This window comes from Cytobacillus firmus NBRC 15306 (assembly GCF_001591465.1).
GTDB lineage: Bacteria > Bacillota > Bacilli > Bacillales > Cytobacillaceae > Cytobacillus > Cytobacillus firmus.
This window is the reverse complement of record NZ_BCUY01000013.1, coordinates 57,326-75,977: the sequence shown is the minus strand read 5'-3', so window position 1 is coordinate 75,977 and position 18,652 is coordinate 57,326. Positions and strand designations below refer to the sequence as shown.

The window sequence follows — 18,652 nt, the reverse complement described above, 5'->3', positions numbered from 1 at the left end:
ACTGTTTAATGTTTTATACACTATTTTACCAAATTTTTTGACAATTAAGAAACAAAAAAATCTCAGTTTGGGCTAAAAGGATAATTATTAGAAGGTTCTTACTTTTGAGTAAGGTTATAAAGAGTTGGCATGTTATTTGCATTAAAAGATGATGTAACAAGACGAAGGGAAGTTGGTTTTGTGAGAAATCATTGTGACGTTCTGGTTATAGGCGGGGGAATAATAGGCTGTGCAATCGCCTATTATACTTCTAAATCAGGAAGAAATGTAACCGTTATTGAAAAAGGTGAATTTGTCAGTGGCACGTCATCCCGCTGTGACGGGAATATTTTAGCTATCGATAAAGATCCTGGCTTTGATAGTCAAATGTCACTTGTCAGTCAGAAGTTAGTGGATGAATTAAGCAGAGATTTGAAGCAGCCTTTTGAATATCGTGCACCTGGAAGCATCCTTGTCTGTGAGACAGAAGAAGAAATGGAAGCCGCACAAAAGTGGGTTGACCGGCAAAAGGAGGCCGGCTTGCCGTTCAGGATGCTGGACAGACAGGACATTCGCCAGGATTCAAAGTATTTTGCTGATGATTTATTAGGCGGCTTAGAATGTGCAACAGATTCAACTGTTAATCCATACCTTCTTGCCTTTAACCTTCTTGAGGGGGCAAAGGAGATGGGCGCTAAGGCCCATAAACAAACTGAGGTTACCGGAATGAGAAGGGAGCCGGACGGTATATTTACCGTTGATACAACTAATGGCACTTTCACCGCCAACTATGTCATTAATGCTGCAGGTGTATGGGCTCCATATATCGGAGAGATGCTGGACTTGTCTATTCCAATTAAACCAAGAAAAGGCCACATCATTGTCGCATCACGCCAGGAATTTGTAGGACCGAGAAAAGTGATGGAATTTGGCTACTTAATATCAAAATTTGGCGGCAGGCGGCAGGTTGACCCGATTACTGAAAAATACGGAGTAGCCCTTGTTTTTGAACCAACTGAAAGTCAAAACTTCCTGATTGGAAGCAGCCGGGAATTTGTTGGATTTAATACAAAGATCAACAATGAAATTATTAAATGCATTGCCAATCGGGCTATTCGATTTTATCCGAAAATGGCTGACATGATGATCATACGTTCCTATGCTGGTTTGCGGCCCTGGACGGAGGATCACTTGCCAATTGTGTCAGAAGTAGAGGGAATTCCAAACTATTATATTGCAGCCGGACATGAGGGAGACGGAATTAGCCTTGCAGCTGTTACTGGAAAAGTAATAGAGGAAATGCTTAATGAAAAGGAAACTTGCATCCCAATTGAACCGCTGAAATTTTCTCGATTTAAGGAAAGGGTGAGTACCTGATGAAAGCAAATCGAGTTTTTACGACCATTGATACACACACGGGCGGGAATCCGACAAGGACATTGATTAGCGGACTCCCAGAGCTAAAAGGAGCGACAATGTCCGAAAAAATGCTTCATATGCAAAAGGAATATGACTGGATCCGCAAGCTCCTGATGAATGAACCAAGAGGACATGACGTCATGTCAGGAGTACTTTTGACAGATCCATGTCATCCGGAAGCAGATATCGGTGTTATATATATCGAAACCGGCGGCTATTTGCCAATGTGCGGACATGACACAATCGGTGTTTGTACAGCTTTGGTTGAAGCGGGGTTAATACCTGTTCAAGAACCAGTTACTTCGATAAAAATGGATACACCAGCCGGCCTTGTTAAGGCAGAGATTAAGGTAGAGAACGGAAAAGCAAAAGAGGTTTCCTTCTGCAATGTCCCGGCCTTCCTGCTAAAGAGTGTCTCTGTCGATGTTGAGGGAATTGGAATTGTTGAGGCAGATATTGCTTATGGAGGCAACTTCTATGGAATCATTGATGCCCAATCTGTTGGATTAGAACTGACACCGGAGAATGCCTCAAAAATCATTGAAAAGGCTATCAAAATTAGAAATACAATTAACGCAAAAACGGATGTCGTTCATCCGCAATATCCATTTATTCGCAGCCTGACCCATATTGAGTTTTTCACTGAGCCAGCCCATGAAGAAGCAGATGTGAAAAATACGGTTGTTGTGCCTCCAGGCGGGATCGATCGTTCCCCATGCGGTACAGGCACTTCGGCTAAATTATCTGTCCTCTATTCCAAAAAGGAGATAGGTATCAAAGAAGAATTTGTACATGAGAGTATAGTTGGCTCTTTATTCCGCGGAGAAATCCTTGAAATAGCAGATGTTCAGGGTGTAGAGGCTGTTATTACAAGAATCACAGGTTCAGCCTGGCTAATGGGAATGCACCGGTTCTTTTATAACGAGGAAGACCCGCTTAAAGAGGGCTTTTTACTTATTCCCCCAATGGAACATGAAATGGAGGATGTGAAATGAAAATTCAAAAGTCTTACACAGCAACTGATGTACACGTAGCAGGTGAGGCATATCGAATTATTAAGGATGGCCCACTTATTCATTATACAAGTATACAGGAGCTGAATGAGCAATTTTCGCTTGCCTATGAGGAGGAAATTAATTTTCTTTTAAATGAGCCCCGCGGATTTGCTGGACTAATGGGTTGTCTGGTCGTTCCGCCTTTTAAAAGCGAAGCCGATGCAGCTGTTATTTTTTTCGACCATAACGGAACCGTTCCGCTGCAATATGGCGGAATCGCTGCTGTCATAACCGCATTATTAGAGTGTGGCCAGCTAAAGGCCAAGTCTTCAGGTGAATACATACTTGAAACAATCAGCGGTGTTATTGGTGTCGCTGCAACGATGAAAGATGATGAAGTGAAATTAGTTAAATTAAAAAACGAGCCATGCCAGGTTGTGCAAACCAATGTGCCAGTGTCTAATTTAGATTTAAAGACAGAAGTATCTCTAGTCCAAGCCGATCATCTTTATGCGATTTTTGATAAAGCAGAGCTGCCTTTTGAGATTGAGATGGAGGACCTTCCAGTCATAAATCAATGGGGGCAGAAGGCGATTGAAGCCTTGGAAGGCAAACATGCCTTCAGCAGAGTGATCTTGATGGATCATTCGCAAAAAAATGAAGGCAAAATCAAAACGGTAACCTTCCGTCCGGATTGTTATATTGTGCGTTCTCCAGGATTTGGAACTCTAGCTGCCTGTTGCAGCTATCTAATAGAAAATGAGGATATACCTCCTGATAGCCCAATTGAAAATGAAAGCATTTTCAACGGCAAATTGACAGCCGAGCTTTCAGCACAATTTGAAGCAGGTTACGAGTTTAGTTTTTCAGCCCGCGGATTTATTACGGGTATGCAGACATATGTATTAGACCCGGCAGATCCATTATTCGCAGGGTTTTTATTAAAATAAGAAACTATTAAAAATAGGGAGGAAAATTAAAATGACTGCAATTAGAGGAGCTTATCCAGTATTAATTACACCAATGACACAGGAGCAGGAAATTGATTGGGGCGGAGTAAAGAATAATGTCAATTACTTTGTTGATCAAGGTGTGGCAGGTATCGTCATCAATGGTAGTACTGGTGAATTTGTCAGTCTGTCAAGAGAAGAAAAATACCAGATGGTAGAAACGGTTATGAAGGAAGCCGGCGGCCGCATCCCTGTTATCGTGGGTACTGCTGCGGAAACAACAAGGGAAACAATTGAGTATACAAAGCAAGCTGAAGTACATGGAGCTGATGCTGCTTTAATCATTAACCCTTTTTACATGAAGCCAAAGGAAAATGAAATTTACCATCATTTTAAAGAGATATCCAGCAGTGTCAATCTTCCAATCATGCTTTATAACAACCCATTTACTTCCGGTGTAAATATGAGCACAGATTTAATGCTTCAAATTGGCAAGGATTGCGAAAATGTGACTCACATTAAAGAATCAAGCGGTGAAATCAGCAAGGTGAGAGATCTTGCAAGAAAAGGCAAAGGAGATTTTGAAGTATTCTGCGGTGCTGAAGAGCTTGTAATGGAGTCCTACTTGGTTGGAGCAACTGGGTGGATTTCTGTTGCAGGAAATATCGTGCCAAAGCTGGTTACAGATATGTATAACCACTTCCAAAAAGGTGAGTTTGAAGAAGCTTGGTCCATCAATGATCGTATTTTACCACTGTGCGCGTTCCTTGAAGGATCTGGAAAGTATGTGCAAATTGTGAAGAGAGCCATGGAATTGACTGGCCAGGCTGGCGGGCCTGCGCGGTACCCTCGTTTAGGCCTATCACCGGAGGAAGATCAAAAGCTAAAAGACCTGCTTGCAAGTTTAGAGACAGTAAAAAACTAAAATAGTGAAGGAGTGAGAACATGCAAGCGACAAATTACAATCTGAAACCAAAAGTTCAAGAATTCCTGGAAGGTGTGAAAGGATTATACATTAACGGCAGCTATGTACCGGCGCTTAGCGGTAAAACGTTTCCCGTCGTTAATCCGGCAAACGAAGAGGTCATTGCGGAAGTAAGTGAAGCGCAAGAGGATGATATTAACGCTGCGGTAGCTGCTGCAAGGAAAGCATTTGATGAAAGCGAATGGACAAAGATGGATGCCGCAGAACGCTCTCATCTAATCTATAAATTTGCGGATCTCTTAGAAGAAAATCGGGAAGAACTCGCTCAACTGGAATCATTGGATAACGGAAAGCCCTGCAGGGTCGCTTTGGCAGATGATGTTGACGGAACAATCCAGCATTTTAGATATTACGCAGGCTGGGCCACAAAAATATTTGGCAAGACAACTCAGGTTTCAAAGAATTATGTAACCTATACGGTACACGAACCGGTTGGGGTTGTAGGCCAAATTATTCCATGGAACTTCCCGCTCGCCATGGCTGCCTGGAAGCTCGGAGCTGCACTTGCAGTCGGATGTACGGTTGTGATTAAACCGGCAACTGAGACACCATTATCTCTTCTCTACGCAGGTAAGCTATTTAAAGAAGCAGGGTTCCCGGATGGTGTTGTGAATATTGTGCCGGGAACGGGCAGGATTGCGGGAGAAGCGATTACTGCACATAAAGATGTCGATAAGATAGCATTCACAGGATCAACGGCTGTCGGAAAAGAAGTAATGAAAAAAGCTGCAGATCAAATTAAAGGTGTTACGCTGGAGCTTGGCGGAAAATCGCCAGCCATTGTTTTAGAAGATGCTAATCTTGAGGAAGCAATTGAAGGGGTATTTAACGGAACGATGTACAATCATGGGCAAAACTGCAGTGCCTGTACTCGTGTATTTGTCCAGAGAAACATATATGATCATGTAGTAAAAGCCTTAGCAGAACGGGCGAAAGCAGTGAAGCTGGGTGATGGAATGAACCCCGAAACGGAAATGGGCCCGCTTGTGTCAGCCAAACAGCATCAAACTGTTCTTAATTATATAGAACAAGGGAAGGAAGAAGGGGCGCGACTCGTGACAGGCGGGAATAAAGGATTTGAAAAAGGATATTTTGTACAGCCAACCATTTTTGCTGACGTACAAGATCATATGGTTATTGCACGTGAAGAAATCTTTGGTCCGGTCATGTCCATTTTCGTTTTCGATACGATTGATGAGGTCATTAAACGGGCGAACGATAGTGACTATGGTTTAGCTGCAAGTGTCTGGACAGAAAGTATGAAAAAGGGTCATTACATTGCAAGCAAGCTGCAATCAGGTACAGTCTGGATTAATGATTTTGGACTTGAATGGGAAACAATGCCTTTCGGCGGCTACAAACAATCAGGAATAGGCCGCGAAATGGGTGGGGAGTATGGCCTGCAAAACTATACGGAAGTAAAAAGTGTATTTGTTAACATCAAGCATGATGAGTTTTTATAAGGACCAATGGGACAAACTTTGCACGGATTGATGGGAGTGGGACAGCGCTTTGTCCCATTCCGCCTGGATTTATCTGAATATTAATAATTTACAGATTGAAAGAGATGGAACTATCTAGTTAAAGTATAAAAAGGTGGGATAAGATGGAAGAATTAGTGAATAAAGCGTCGGGGATGGTTTGGAGTCTTGGATTGGTAGCGTTCGCGCTTGGTGCTGGATTGTTCTTTTCCATTATGACACGCTTTGTGCAATTTAGATATTTTAAGGAAATGATTAAACTTCTTTTTGAAAAGGGTACCCCAGAATCCGGTGTGTCCTCTTTCCAGGCGTTTTCAATGGCTTTAGCCGGCCGTGTCGGTATTGGAAACATCGCTGGGGTTGCTACTGCAATTGCATTTGGCGGTCCGGGAGCGATTTTCTGGATGTGGATTATGGCTTTATTAGGAGGAGCAAGTGCCTTTATTGAATCCACTCTTGCTCAGATCTATAAAGTAACAGATGGTAATCAATACCGGGGCGGAACTCCTTATTTTATTGAAAAAGGTTTAAATATGAAATGGTTCGCAGTGTTTGTGGCGATTGTTGTTACCCTCTGCTACGGAATTTTAGTTCCAGGTATTCAGGCCAATACGATTGCTGTTGGATTTGAAAATACCATTGGTCTCAATAAAAGCATCACTGGAATCATTCTTGTTGTATTACTTGGCATCATTATTTTTGGCGGCGTTAAGCGAATTGCCAATGTTGCGGAAAAAGTTGTCCCTTTTATGGCCTTAGGGTATGTGGTTATCACCTTCGTTCTTTTATTTGCAAATGCAGCAGAAATTCCAGCAATGCTCTGGCTGATTATTTCGAGTGCATTTGGTGCAAACGAAATGTTCGGCGGTATTATCGGTGCAGCGATTGCATGGGGCGTTAAGAGAGCCGTATTCTCTAACGTTGCTGGTGTAGGGGAAGGAACTTATAGTTCAGCCGCAGCAGATGTATCCCATCCGGCAAAACAAGGTCTTGTTCAAGCGTTCTCTGTTTATATTGATACCATCATTGTTTGTACAGCTACTGCACTTATGATTTTAATTACAGGCATGTACAGCGTTACACCTGAAGGAAAGCAGCCGATTGTTGAAAATATCCAGGGTGTAGAAGCTGGACCAATGTGGACACAGGCGGCCGTTGAGAGCGTTATCCCTGGATTTGGCGGTTTGTTTGTTGCAATTGCTATCTTCTTCTTTGCCTTTACAACTCTGATGGCTTACTACTATATTTCTGAAACAACCCTTGTTTACCTTGGCAGAAAGAGAAGGCTAAAAGGGCTTAAAGCGGGCTTGATGATTGTTTTCTTAGGAATGATCTACTTGGGAAGTGTCGAAAATGCATCCCTATTATGGGCGCTCGGAGACTTTGGATTCGGAAGCATGGCCTGGCTTAACTTAGTCGCTATTCTATTCCTGACTAAAACAGCTTTAAAAGTATTTAAAGATTATGAAAAACAGAGGAAAGCAGGCATTGAACCCGTCTTCGATCCTGTTAAACTTGGCATTAAAGGTGCAGATTTCTGGGAGGAGAAAGCGAAAGAAAGGAATTCAAAAGGCAAGAAGGCAATATAAGAGAAATACAGCAGGAAACAAAGAACACATTCCATTTTTAATTCCAAAATTCTTATTGCACGTGGTGGCAGACTCACTGCTTACTGCTGGAGCCCAAGTTGGGAAACGCCAGTCCTCCAGGCTGTCACCATGTTTATTTCAGCAGCTGGATTCCAATCCTCACTTACTAAAGATGATACATAAAATATTTTCAAGAAAGCTGACATCTTATACTTCTATAAAATATCAAAAGAGGTCTCCTCATTATATCCAGACGATTAATAGATTTCCTCAGCCAAACTGCCGCTTAATCTCCGACTTAAACACCATCACCGCTAAATCAACGCAATAAACATAACCGTGATAAGATTTCCAATAAAAAATCCCGCTTAAAAATAGTATTGTGATTTCTTCCCTTCTCCATAGGCTTGTTCGTGTGATATACTACTTTAGTTACTAACATTTATGGAGGATTTCATGAGTAAAGACTCTAAAGCTAGACACCAAAAGGGAAAGTTACTGTCATTTATCCCGAATGGTGAGTACTACTTTTCCAAAGGGATTAAGGCGTACCACCGCAGGGATTTTCATAAAGCGAAGAAATATTTAATGCGGGCTATGCAGCTTGAGCCGGGTGAACCGATGATTGTCTGCCAGCTTGCGATTGTTCATTCAGAAATGGGTGAGTATCAGGAGTCGAATCAGCTGCTTCATATGATATTGGAAGAGCTTGATGAGGATATGTCGGAATGCCATTATTTCCTTGCCAACAACTATGCTCATATGGGCCTTTTCAAAGATGCTTACACGCATGCCAATACGTATCTTGATATGGATCGTGACGGAGAGTTTACGGAAGATACAGAGGATCTGCTGGAGCTTCTTACGCTTGAAGCGGATGATCTGGATGACGAGCTGTACGAGCAGGATGATTTGATTACGAAGCAGGAACATGCACGGGAATTGCTGGAGTCCGGCCATTTTCCAAAAGCGGTTGAGATTCTGAACTCTGTTATTGATGAGTATCCTGAGTATTGGTCCGCATACAATAATTTGGCCCTGGCGTATTTTTACCTGGGAGAAGTGCAAAAGGCGTCAGATATTTTAGAGAAGGTATTGGAAGAAAATCCGGGTAATCTTCATGCGCTCTGCAACAAGCTGGTCTTTGCTTTTTACGAGCGGGATTTCCGGCAGGTGCGCTTGTTAAAAGAAGCTCTGAAAAAGATTAAGCCGCTTTCGGTTGAACATCAATTCAAGCTGGGTGCGACTTTCGCTCTGACCGGCGAATATGAGGCTTCCTTTGCATGGCTTCGCAAGCTTCAGAAGAAGGGCTTTGAAGGGGATGGACCATTTTATTACTGGCTATCCTATTCCGCCTATTTCACAGGGCGTGAAGAGCTGGCGAAATCAGCATGGAAGAAGGCAATTGAAATTAATCCGGAAAAAGAAGGCTTCGAGCCCTGGAATGATGAAAAAGTAACCAGCAGCGGCTTTGAAGACCATTACTCTTCCATATTGAAAAAGCTGGAAAGCGACTATATTGAAGAGCGGTTATTCGGCCTCTTCCTAACATCCGTATCCAGCAGAAGAGATGAAATTCTCACCTCTGAAGCTATTTTACAAAACAATAAGTTTTCAGCTGTTGAGAAGGAGTACCTTTCTTTCGTTAAAACTGAGAAGGAAGCGCCTGCCCGGGTTCAGGCTGCGCACGAAACAGCCCAGCTGTTTTATGAAAACTTCCACCCGATCGGCACGGTGGAAGCCGGACTTTATTTAATGTGGTTTACTATTTTTGCAGAATTGACAAATAACCGGCAGAATATTAAAAACAAAAATGCCTGGGCTGCAGCCATTGAGTATGTCTGGCATAAGCTTCGGAACGAAAAGGTTTCCCAGTCAAACATTGCAGGAAGATACGGCATTTCCGCTTCGACGATGGGCAAATATGTAAAATCGGTGAATGACCGCCTTCAGTGAGCAGATATTTGGACGGAACACGTGCCAATTTTATAGGATAACAGTAAGAAGGTCATACTATAATATGCGTACTTATAAAGTGTTTGATTAATTACTGGATTTCTGATTACTGAAGGAGTGAATCGCTGTGACTGAAGAAAAAATTTATGATGTCATTATCGCTGGCGCAGGACCGGCAGGAATGACTGCTGCTGTATATACATCTCGTGCAAATTTGTCTACTCTAATGATCGAACGCGGTGTTCCGGGCGGGCAAATGGCCAATACAGAAGAAGTGGAAAACTATCCTGGTTTTGGCCATATTTTAGGGCCGGATTTATCCACCAAAATGTTCGATCATGCGAAGAAGTTTGGCGCTGAATATGCGTATGGAGATATTAAAGAAATCATTGACGGCGAAGAATACAAAACGGTTGTTGCCGGATCGAAACAATATAAAACACGCTCAGTCATTATTTCTACTGGTGCCGAGTACAAAAAGCTTGGTATCCCTGGTGAGAAAGAGCTTGGCGGACGCGGCGTATCCTATTGTGCAGTCTGTGATGGAGCATTCTTTAAAGGCAAAGAGCTTGTGGTTGTCGGCGGCGGTGACTCTGCTGTTGAGGAAGGCGTATATCTGACGCGTTTCGCCTCTAAAGTGACTATCGTTCATAGACGGGACCAGCTTCGTGCGCAGGCGATCCTGCAGCAGCGTGCGTTCGACAATGACAAAATTGACTTCATCTGGAACACGACAGTGAAGGAAGTTAATGATAAGGACGGAAAAGTAGGAAGCGTAACGCTTGTTTCTGCTGAAACAGGCGAAGAAAGAGAATTCAAGGCAGATGGTGTATTCATCTATATCGGCATGGTTCCGCTTTCCAAGCCATTTGAAAGCCTTGGCATCACGAACAGCAATGGCTATATCGAAACAAACGAAAGAATGGAAACAAAGGTGGAAGGCATTTTTGCAGCAGGAGATATCCGCGAAAAATCTCTTCGCCAAATCGTTACAGCTACAGGTGATGGAAGCATCGCTGCCCAAAGCGCCCAGCACTATGTGGAAGAATTAATGGAAAGCCTGAAAGAGAAGAAATAATTTTTAGAAAAAATAGCCACTGGTTGAAAAGATTTACAAAAAGTCATGGGGTTTTAATTCTCCTGTAACCTTGATGAAATAAATTTCGGGTAGTATAGGAATAGAAATTGACCCCCTTTTAAAGATATAATCCTTTTTACAGCACAGGCACATGTCTGTGCTCTTTTTTTTGCGTAAATAAAGTATGGTTTGAAGAAGTTTTTTAGAAATCTGTATTCATTGTGGCTCTAAGACAAAAATAGTATAATGAAAAGAATAAGAAAAGCACGTTAGCCAGCCTTTACTTAAGCGATTACATGAAAAAGGCGGCAGCGGCATGATTTTGGAAATTAGAGGTGAAATGTGTTGCAGCGAGTCACGAACTGTGTGTTACTGAAAGACGATAAAGTATTGCTTTTACAAAAGCCGAGAAGAGGCTGGTGGGTGGCTCCGGGCGGAAAGATGGAGCCGGGTGAATCAGTGAGGGACTCGTGCATCCGTGAGTTCAGGGAAGAAACAGGCATCTATCTGCGCAATCCGAATATTAAGGGCATTTTTACGTTCATCATGAAGGATGGCGAAAAGGTTGTACAGGAGTGGATGATGTTTACTTTTCTGGCTACAGCTTCTGATGGGCTGAACCTGGATGAATCAGAGGAAGGCAAGCTTCGCTGGCATCCGTTTTCAGAGATAAAGAATCTGCCGATGGCTGCCGGTGATTCGCATATTCTGGAGTATATGATTCATGGCCAGGGAATGATTTATGGAACATTTACGTATACGCCGGATTTTGAATTGCTTAGTTACAGGCTGGATCCAAGCTGAATTTGACAGATACAGGGGGAAACAAAAATGAGTACGGGTGCAGTTAATGATACTCAAATGGTGATTATTACGGGAATGTCAGGGGCAGGGAAAACAGTAGCCATCCAAAGCTTTGAAGATCTTGGCTTCTTCTGTGTAGACAATTTGCCGCCGACGCTGCTTCCTAAATTCCTTGAACTTATGAAGGAATCCGGGAATAAAATGAATAAGGTGGCATTGGTGATGGATTTGCGCGGCCGTGAGTTTTTTGACCACCTGTTTAAGGCGCTGGATGAATTGTCCGAGACATCCTGGGTCACTCCGCAGATTTTATATCTTGATGCCGATGATTCGACACTCGTCAGAAGATATAAAGAAACAAGACGATTCCATCCCCTTGCACCATCAGGATTGCCTCTTGAAGGCATCAAGCTTGAACGGGAGCTGCTCGAGGAATTAAAAGGCAGGGCCCGGCTGATTTATAATACGTCACAAATGAAACCGAGGGAATTGCGTGAGAAAATTCTTACGGAATTCTCATTGAATAAAAAAACCATATTTACGGTTAACGTCATGTCCTTTGGCTTTAAGCATGGAATTCCCATTGATGCCGACCTGGTATTCGATGTCCGGTTCCTTCCGAATCCCCATTATATTGAGCATATGAGGCCGAAGACAGGATTGGACGAAGAGGTATCGGGCTATGTGCTGAAATGGACTGAAACCAGTAAATTTCTTGAGAAGGTTACGGAGCTGCTGAGCTTTATGCTTCCGCATTATAAGCGGGAAGGGAAGGCTCAATTGGTTGTGGCAATTGGCTGTACGGGAGGCCAGCACCGTTCGGTAGCGCTGACGGAATATATTGCAGACTACTTCAGCAAGGATTACAATACGGCAATTACCCACCGTGACATCGACAGGAGAAAGGAAAACATCAAATGAACCGACAGCCAAGAATCGTCATCATCGGCGGAGGAACGGGGCTGCCTGTCCTCTTAAGGGGACTGAAGCAGTACCCTGTTGATATTACTGCCATTGTGACAGTAGCCGATGATGGCGGCAGCTCAGGAAGATTGCGAAATGATCTTCATATCCCGCCGCCCGGTGACATCCGCAATGTGCTGGCCGCTCTTTCAGACGTAGAGCCCCTCATTGAGGAGATGTTCCAGCACCGCTTTGCGACATCCAATGAATTGTCCGGGCACTCACTTGGCAATTTAATTCTCGCGGCAATGACCTCGATTACAGGAAATTTTGTTCATGCGATTCAGGAAATGAGCAAGGTGTTAAATGTAAGGGGAAAGGTGCTGCCGGCTGCGAACCAGAGTGTGGTCCTTCACGCTGAAATGGAAGACGGGACCATCGTATCGGGAGAATCAAAGATTCCTTATTCCGGCAAAAAAATCAAGCGGGTATTTTTAACTCCTAAAAATATTAAAGCCCTGCCTGAATCACTGCAGGCAATCAGACAGGCTGACATGATTATTATTGGGCCTGGAAGTTTATATACAAGTATTCTTCCAAACTTGCTTGTTCCCAGGCTCGGCCGTGAGGTCTGTCAAGCGAAAGCAAAAAAAGTCTATATATGCAATTTAATGACACAGGCAGGCGAGACGCTCGATTATACAGCAAGTGACCATGTAAAAGCACTTTATGATCATATGAGCTGTGCTTTTATTAATACCATCCTGGTAAACAATGAAGAAATTCCTGCCCATATTCAGGAGCGGTACAGCGAGGAAAAGGCAAGGCCTGTTGTGTATGATACAGGTGCTCTAGCCGAATTGGGCCTTAATATTATGCACGGTGAAATTGTCAGCCACGAAGGCGGGATCATACGCCATGATACAAAAGAGGTTGCCCAAATGCTTTATAATTTAATTTTACATGAAACCAATAGGCGTTTTAACGCGTAATATAAAGGTGTAAAAGGGCTTTTGTCAGTAAAAAAATAAACTGTGCATACGTTTGCTCAGTGAAGAATATCTTTTTATATGTCTCTGGCTAAGCACTTTTACAGATAGGGGGTGAAGGGATGTCTTTCGCTTCGGAAACGAAAAAAGAATTGACGAACCTGGAATTAAAAGACTGCTGCGGCAAAGCGGAATTGTCCGCCTTGATCCGGATGAATGGTTCACTTTCTTTTTCCAGCCGGAAATTGATCGTTGATATCCAGACGGAGAATGCAGCCATTGCAAGAAGGATTTACACACTGATTAAAAGGAATTACAGCGTTCAGGTAGAGCTCCTGGTCCGGAAAAAAATGCGGCTGAAAAAAAACAATGTATATATTGTCAGGCTGTCGGAACAGGCCAGCATGATTCTTGATGACCTGAAAATTTTAAGTGAGGGATTCGTATTTACACACGATATCTCCAAAGAGCTCATAAAAAAGAAATGCTGTAAGCGTTCTTATCTGCGCGGTGCATTCCTCGCCGGGGGATCGGTTAATAATCCGGAAACCTCCTCCTATCATCTGGAGATCGCTTCACTTTACAAGGAGCATAACGACTCCCTTTGTGAACTGATGAATACGTTCGGGCTGAACAGCAAAACGCTTGAACGGAAAAAAGGCTATATCACGTATTTAAAGGAAGCCGAAAAAATAACGGAATTCCTGAATATCATCGGAGCACATGCATCACTGCTCCGGTTTGAAGACATCCGGATTGTCCGCGATATGAGAAACTCGGTCAATCGGCTCGTGAATTGTGAAACAGCGAACTTAAACAAAACAATCGGGGCTGCCTTGCGCCAAGTGGAGAATATCCGGTTTATTGACCAGACAGTTGGACTTCAGGTTCTGCCTGACAAACTGAGAGAAATAGCCGAATTGCGTGTAGCATACCAAGATGTCACCTTAAAGGAGCTTGGGGAAATGGTCTCAGGCGGAAATATCAGCAAATCAGGCATTAATCACAGATTAAGAAAAATAGACGAAATCGCTGAGAAACTCAGGGCAGGAAGCACCATAGATGCTCACTGACAGAGGCATCAGCAGGGAGGAGATATACAATGGCAGAAAAACAGGTAGAAGTTAAGCTAAAGACAGGATTGCAGGCCCGTCCGGCGGCATTGTTCGTACAAGAGGCCAATCGGTTCTCATCCGATATTTTCCTGGAGAAGGATGGAAAGAAGGTAAATGCGAAAAGCATTATGGGGCTAATGAGCCTGGCTGTAAGCTCAGGATCAGTCATTACCCTGAAGGCTGAGGGGAACGACGAAAACGAAGCTCTCGAAGCACTTGCAAACTATATTCAGAAGGAAAACTAAAACAACTCGCATCGGGAAGATGCGAGTTGTTTTTTTATGCATATTATTTATCTTTCTTTTCATCCAAAGAGTTTCTTGTAATGATTTGGTCAACCAAACCGTATTCAAGAGCTCTTTCAGCTGTCATGAAGTTATCGCGGTCTGTGTCTTTTGCAATGACTTCAAGCGGCTGTCCAGTGCGCTCTGATAGGATCGTGTTTAATTTTTCGCGAAGGAAAAGGATGCGCTTTGCAGCGATTTCAATTTCAGTCGCCTGTCCCTGTGCACCGCCAAGTGGCTGGTGAATCATAACTTCAGCGTTTGGAAGAGCAAAACGCTTTCCTTTTTCACCTGCTGCAAGAAGGAATGCACCCATGGATGCAGCCATACCGATACAAATGGTTTGTACCTTAGGCTTGATGAACTGCATCGTATCATAAATAGCCATACCAGCTGTAATGCTTCCGCCAGGGCTATTAATGTAAATGGAAATGTCCTTTTCAGGGTTTTCTGCTTCAAGGAATAACAGCTGGGCAACAATGGAGTTTGCCACATTATCATCAATTGCGCTTCCGAGCATAATGATGCGGTCTTTTAAAAGGCGGGAGTAAATATCATAAGCACGCTCCCCGCGATTTGTTTGTTCAATAACTGTAGGGATTAAGTTCATTTTCCAATTCCTCCTTCAAAATAAGGTCAACATACAAGATGAACAAGCATGTTCTTCCAAGTAAAGAAAATTTTTTAACTCCTATGTATTCTCATGATACACTGATGGTCAATTAAGGTCAAACGAATCGCATGGAAATAGCCCCTGATTCGTTCGACACTTTTTTCTGTGATGTTCTATCTCATTCCATGATACCCATTGTTCCGATTTTTAAAACTAAAAGGAGGCTTGCAAAGTGATTAAACATAGCATATAATTAGTTATCGTAGCGGTTGAGCGCCTGGTCAGCCAGTTAATAAAACACATGCCCTCGTGGTGCAACGGATAGCACGTGAGATTCCGGTTCTTAAGATGTGGGTTCGATTCCTGCCGAGGGCGCTAGCAAAACTCCTTGTCTGATATGGACAGGGAGTTTTTACTTTTTACGCTCTCCGCTGATGAATCCAGCCGATCCGTATATAAAAAAGTTTATCCGCAAGTAAATGGACCATTCCCGCAAATAAAATTCCTCGATCCGCAAATAAATCTAATAAACTTCCTAAATAGAAGACTTAATTTCAAAAAAATCCATAAAATCCGCAGGTTTCACCATAAAGAATGAATATTCCCCACTCAGCCATGCATATTGTGAAGTATTCAGAAAGAAGTGCCGGTGCAATTGGGGATTGCCAGCATATTTCCATACAACATTTTCTGTGAATATTGTAAAATGGGGACAGGGGGAATGTACGATGAATTTGAAAGCTGGGTTATGGCAGCAGCAGACAATGAAATTAACAATGACACAGGAGCTGACGCAGGCGATTGCCCTTCTGCAATACAGCACACAGGAGCTTTCTGCTTTCCTGGAAAGCAAGGCGCTTGAAAATCCCCTTTTAAAAGTAGAGTCCGGTCATGTCCAGACGATGGATCCCCGTTATGACCGTGTCAAACCGACAAGGATAAAAGCCGAAAAAGATAAAATAAATTGGATTGAGCAGATTGGCTGCGGAAAGACCATGCTGCTTGATGAATATTTGAAATCGCAGCTTCATTTGAAATTAAACAGGGATGACCAAAAAGTGATTGAGCATCTTATTGATAGCCTTGATGAAAACGGTTACTTCCGGACGGATCTAAAGGCGTCAGCTGATGCTCTTAAGATGCCCCTTGAGAAAGTAGAGCAGATGCTTGAAGAGCTTCAGGAACTCGAGCCTGCTGGCGTTGGCGCAAGGAATCTTCAGGAGTGCCTGTCCCTGCAGATCAAGAGATTGCCGGAAGTAAATGAACTGGCTGAAATCATTATAGATGAATACTTTACCCTTTTTGCCGAGAAGAAATGGAAGGAAATCGCAAAACAGCTCGGTGTGGAGCTTAAAGACATTCAGGCAGTATTCGATCTTGTTCAGACCCTGAATCCAAGGCCGGCTTCATCCTTCCAAAGTGAAAAATCCGCTTATATAACACCGGACGTGATTATTCAGTGGGATGGCAGCTCTTTTTCCGTCAGCGTGTTTGATGAAGTGCTTCCTAAAATTAGTTTTAATGAACCTTATTTTAAAAAGTTTTCGGCAAGTGGTGATCGAAATGTCAGCCGCTTCCTGCAGGAAAAGCAGCAGGATTATCAATGGATTATAAGAAGCATTGAGCAGAGGAAAGAGACACTTGCAAATGTGACTCTTAAAATCGTTGAAAAGCAGCAGGACTTTTTCATTAAAGGGCCTGCATATCTGAAGCCGATGACAATGAAGGAAATATCAGATGAACTCGACATTCATGAATCAACAGTAAGCAGGGCTGTCAGGGAAAAATATGCGCAAACGCCATTTGGGACATATGAGCTGAGATCGTTCTTCTCCAGTACGATCAAAACGACTTCTGATGAAAATACGTCTTCACAGCAGGTCAAGACGATTATTGGTAAAATGATAGAAAAAGAAAATAAACAAAAGCCTTTATCCGATCAGGAGCTTGTGAAGCTGCTGAAGGAAAAAGAGGGGATGGTTGTCAGCAGAAGGACGATTGCGAAATATCGGGATCAGCTGGGCATCCCGTCATCATCCAAACGGAAAAGGTATGACTGACAAAGGAGATTTGCTGATTGAAACAGCCTGAGCTAGTGTTTTACTCGCGCAGCAGATGCCCGCTGTGTGATAAAGCAAAGAGTGTATTAATGGATTTAAAGAAAGAATATGAATTTAAGTTAATTGAGAAAGATATTGATGAGAGCGATGACCTGACTGAGAAGTACGGACTCATGATTCCGGTTGTTGAAATTAATGGGCGTGAAGTGCAATTCGGGCATATTGACCCCATTACCGTAAGTGAAGCGCTTACAGAAAAAAACTGAGTTTTATCAGTTGATTTCAATACTCACTCTTGCTATTATTGAGGAGAAGCAAGGGTGATTTTTTTTGCGGTAAGTGGGACATAATATGTCTATGCGGGACAAAAAATGACCACATATGATGAAGGAGCTTTCCGGATGTACTCACTAATAGATATTCAAAAAAGATTATTGCCTGATATGCTTGCGGTTATGCAGAAGCGCTATGGGATTCTTCATTACATAGGGCTGATGGAGCCGGTTGGAAGAAGAAGCCTGGCAGTCAGTATGGGTTTGACGGAAAGAGTGCTGAGAAGTGAGGTTGAATTTTTAAAAGACCAGAACCTGATCCGCATTTCAAGTACAGGAATGAGTCTCTCTTCCGATGGCAAAGAATTACTCGAAGCTCTTGAAGGAATAATGAGAGATATTTCGGGTATAGCCGTAATGGAGCAGGAATTATCCCGAAAGCTTGGCATTCGCCAGGCGATCATTGTTTCCGGAAACAGCGATGAATCTCCATGGGTGAAGCAGGAGCTTGGCAGAGCCACAGCCATGTGTATGAAAACAAGGCTCAAAGGAAAAAATATCATCGCAGTTACCGGCGGGTCCACAATGGCAGCCGTAGCGGAGATGCTAACTCCTGACCTTGCTGAACGCGATTGGCTGTTTGTGCCGGCACGTGGCGGAATAGGCGAGGATGTTAAAAACCAGGCTAACACCATATGTGCCAAAATGGCTGACCATACTGATTCCAGGCACCGAGTCCTGTATGTGCCGGACCAGGTAAGCAGGGAGATGTATGAAAGCATTATTAAAGAACCCAATATTAAAGAAGTAATCACCCAGATCAAATCGGCAAGCATGGTTCTGCACGGGATTGGGGACGCTATAACAATGGCGGAACGCCGCAAAACCAGTGAAGAAGATTTAGTTAAAATCAAGCAAGCCAAAGCTGTAGGGGAATCATTTGGCTATTACTTCAACGAAGGCGGCGAGGTTGTACATAAGGTTCAGACCATCGGCCTTCAGCTGGATGACTTATCAGAAATTGAACATGTCGTTGCAGTGGCAGGCGGCTCCACAAAGGCTAAGGCCATCGCTGCATACATGAAACGGGCACCATCCTCTACCATTTTAGTGACAGATGAAGGTGCAGCAAAACAGTTGATAAAAGGGTAATCCCTTTTCAAATATAAAATCTACCTTT

17 protein-coding genes and 1 tRNA gene are annotated in these 18,652 nt (G+C 43.1%); 17 read left to right on the top strand and 1 reads right to left on the bottom strand.

Going from position 1 to position 18,652, the window contains the following annotated elements; genetic code table 11:
• Positions 1-129: 129 nt before the first annotated feature.
• From BFI01S_RS06245 to BFI01S_RS06185, 13 genes are all read left to right on the top strand, one after another.
• Positions 130-1,356, top strand: a complete 1,227-nt coding sequence (locus BFI01S_RS06245) for an NAD(P)/FAD-dependent oxidoreductase (protein ID WP_061791830.1) — start codon at positions 130-132, stop codon at positions 1,354-1,356.
• Positions 1,356-2,393, top strand: coding sequence for a proline racemase family protein (locus BFI01S_RS06240; protein ID WP_061791829.1), 1,038 nt, complete (start codon positions 1,356-1,358; stop codon positions 2,391-2,393). Before BFI01S_RS06245 ends, BFI01S_RS06240 begins: the two co-directional genes overlap by 1 nt.
• Positions 2,390-3,343 carry a proline racemase family protein gene (locus BFI01S_RS06235; RefSeq protein WP_061791828.1) on the top strand — a complete coding sequence of 318 codons (954 nt, stop codon included), beginning with the start codon at positions 2,390-2,392 and terminating at the stop codon, positions 3,341-3,343. The genes BFI01S_RS06240 and BFI01S_RS06235 overlap by 4 nt, the downstream gene beginning before the upstream one ends.
• A gap of 31 nt (positions 3,344-3,374) precedes the next feature.
• Positions 3,375-4,268, top strand: coding sequence for a 4-hydroxy-tetrahydrodipicolinate synthase (gene dapA, locus BFI01S_RS06230; protein WP_061791827.1), 894 nt, complete (start codon positions 3,375-3,377; stop codon positions 4,266-4,268).
• Between the two features lie 20 nt (positions 4,269-4,288).
• On the top strand, positions 4,289-5,791 hold the full coding sequence (locus tag BFI01S_RS06225) for an aldehyde dehydrogenase family protein (RefSeq protein ID WP_061791826.1): 1,503 nt from the start codon (positions 4,289-4,291) through the stop codon (positions 5,789-5,791).
• 143 nt (positions 5,792-5,934) lie between these two features.
• Complete coding sequence (locus BFI01S_RS06220) at positions 5,935-7,398, top strand: alanine/glycine:cation symporter family protein (RefSeq protein WP_061791825.1); 1,464 nt, start codon at positions 5,935-5,937, stop codon at positions 7,396-7,398.
• A 456-nt stretch (positions 7,399-7,854) separates the two neighbouring features.
• Positions 7,855-9,354, top strand: coding sequence for a tetratricopeptide repeat protein (locus tag BFI01S_RS06215; protein WP_061791824.1), 1,500 nt, complete (start codon positions 7,855-7,857; stop codon positions 9,352-9,354).
• A gap of 127 nt (positions 9,355-9,481) precedes the next feature.
• Positions 9,482-10,432, top strand: a complete 951-nt coding sequence (trxB, locus tag BFI01S_RS06210; protein WP_061791823.1) for a thioredoxin-disulfide reductase — start codon at positions 9,482-9,484, stop codon at positions 10,430-10,432.
• Positions 10,433-10,777: 345 nt separating this feature from the next.
• Positions 10,778-11,236: an 8-oxo-dGTP diphosphatase gene (locus BFI01S_RS06205; RefSeq protein WP_035329286.1), complete on the top strand. Its 459-nt coding sequence runs from the start codon at positions 10,778-10,780 to the stop codon at positions 11,234-11,236.
• A gap of 27 nt (positions 11,237-11,263) precedes the next feature.
• Positions 11,264-12,157 (top strand): RNase adapter RapZ, encoded by an 894-nt coding sequence (gene rapZ / locus BFI01S_RS06200; RefSeq protein WP_048008412.1) that lies wholly within the window; start codon positions 11,264-11,266, stop codon positions 12,155-12,157.
• Positions 12,154-13,131, top strand: a complete 978-nt coding sequence (mgfK, locus tag BFI01S_RS06195; protein ID WP_061791822.1) for a gluconeogenesis morphogenetic factor MgfK — start codon at positions 12,154-12,156, stop codon at positions 13,129-13,131. The genes rapZ and mgfK overlap by 4 nt, the downstream gene beginning before the upstream one ends.
• A 119-nt stretch (positions 13,132-13,250) precedes the next feature.
• Positions 13,251-14,201, top strand: coding sequence for a DNA-binding protein WhiA (gene whiA, locus BFI01S_RS06190; RefSeq protein WP_035329289.1), 951 nt, complete (start codon positions 13,251-13,253; stop codon positions 14,199-14,201).
• A gap of 29 nt (positions 14,202-14,230) precedes the next feature.
• Positions 14,231-14,488 (top strand): HPr family phosphocarrier protein, encoded by a 258-nt coding sequence (locus BFI01S_RS06185; protein ID WP_009331822.1) that lies wholly within the window; start codon positions 14,231-14,233, stop codon positions 14,486-14,488.
• A 43-nt stretch (positions 14,489-14,531) separates the two neighbouring features.
• On the opposite strand, the gene clpP is transcribed toward BFI01S_RS06185, so the two are convergent.
• Positions 14,532-15,137, bottom strand: a complete 606-nt coding sequence (gene clpP, locus BFI01S_RS06180) for an ATP-dependent Clp endopeptidase proteolytic subunit ClpP (protein ID WP_061791821.1) — start codon at positions 15,135-15,137, stop codon at positions 14,532-14,534.
• A 306-nt stretch (positions 15,138-15,443) separates the two neighbouring features.
• Here clpP and BFI01S_RS06175 point away from each other — a divergent pair.
• From BFI01S_RS06175 to BFI01S_RS06155, 4 genes are all read left to right on the top strand, one after another.
• Positions 15,444-15,515 (top strand) — tRNA-Arg (locus BFI01S_RS06175).
• Positions 15,516-15,868: 353 nt separating this feature from the next.
• On the top strand, positions 15,869-17,200 hold the full coding sequence (gene rpoN / locus BFI01S_RS06165) for an RNA polymerase factor sigma-54 (protein ID WP_061791819.1): 1,332 nt from the start codon (positions 15,869-15,871) through the stop codon (positions 17,198-17,200).
• A gap of 17 nt (positions 17,201-17,217) precedes the next feature.
• Positions 17,218-17,466, top strand: a complete 249-nt coding sequence (locus tag BFI01S_RS06160) for a glutaredoxin family protein (RefSeq protein ID WP_082804478.1) — start codon at positions 17,218-17,220, stop codon at positions 17,464-17,466.
• Positions 17,467-17,601: 135 nt separating this feature from the next.
• On the top strand, positions 17,602-18,624 hold the full coding sequence (locus tag BFI01S_RS06155; protein ID WP_061791835.1) for a sugar-binding transcriptional regulator: 1,023 nt from the start codon (positions 17,602-17,604) through the stop codon (positions 18,622-18,624).
• Positions 18,625-18,652: the final 28 nt, after the last annotated feature.

Excerpts from the sequence above, each read along its gene's own strand:
- BFI01S_RS06245 (WP_061791830.1), top strand. The coding sequence starts at position 130 with ATGTTATTTGCATTAAAAGATGATGTAACAAGACGAAGGGAAGTTGGT.
- BFI01S_RS06240 (WP_061791829.1), top strand. The coding sequence starts at position 1,356 with ATGAAAGCAAATCGAGTTTTTACGACCATTGATACACACACGGGCGGG.
- BFI01S_RS06235 (WP_061791828.1), top strand. The coding sequence starts at position 2,390 with ATGAAAATTCAAAAGTCTTACACAGCAACTGATGTACACGTAGCAGGT.
- dapA (WP_061791827.1), top strand. The coding sequence starts at position 3,375 with ATGACTGCAATTAGAGGAGCTTATCCAGTATTAATTACACCAATGACA.
- BFI01S_RS06225 (WP_061791826.1), top strand. The coding sequence starts at position 4,289 with ATGCAAGCGACAAATTACAATCTGAAACCAAAAGTTCAAGAATTCCTG.
- BFI01S_RS06220 (WP_061791825.1), top strand. The coding sequence starts at position 5,935 with ATGGAAGAATTAGTGAATAAAGCGTCGGGGATGGTTTGGAGTCTTGGA.
- BFI01S_RS06215 (WP_061791824.1), top strand. The coding sequence starts at position 7,855 with ATGAGTAAAGACTCTAAAGCTAGACACCAAAAGGGAAAGTTACTGTCA.
- rapZ (WP_048008412.1), top strand. The coding sequence starts at position 11,264 with ATGAGTACGGGTGCAGTTAATGATACTCAAATGGTGATTATTACGGGA.
- mgfK (WP_061791822.1), top strand. The coding sequence starts at position 12,154 with ATGAACCGACAGCCAAGAATCGTCATCATCGGCGGAGGAACGGGGCTG.
- whiA (WP_035329289.1), top strand. The coding sequence starts at position 13,251 with ATGTCTTTCGCTTCGGAAACGAAAAAAGAATTGACGAACCTGGAATTA.
- BFI01S_RS06185 (WP_009331822.1), top strand. The coding sequence starts at position 14,231 with ATGGCAGAAAAACAGGTAGAAGTTAAGCTAAAGACAGGATTGCAGGCC.
- clpP (WP_061791821.1), bottom strand. The coding sequence starts at position 15,137 with ATGAACTTAATCCCTACAGTTATTGAACAAACAAATCGCGGGGAGCGT.
- rpoN (WP_061791819.1), top strand. The coding sequence starts at position 15,869 with ATGAATTTGAAAGCTGGGTTATGGCAGCAGCAGACAATGAAATTAACA.
- BFI01S_RS06155 (WP_061791835.1), top strand. The coding sequence starts at position 17,602 with ATGTACTCACTAATAGATATTCAAAAAAGATTATTGCCTGATATGCTT.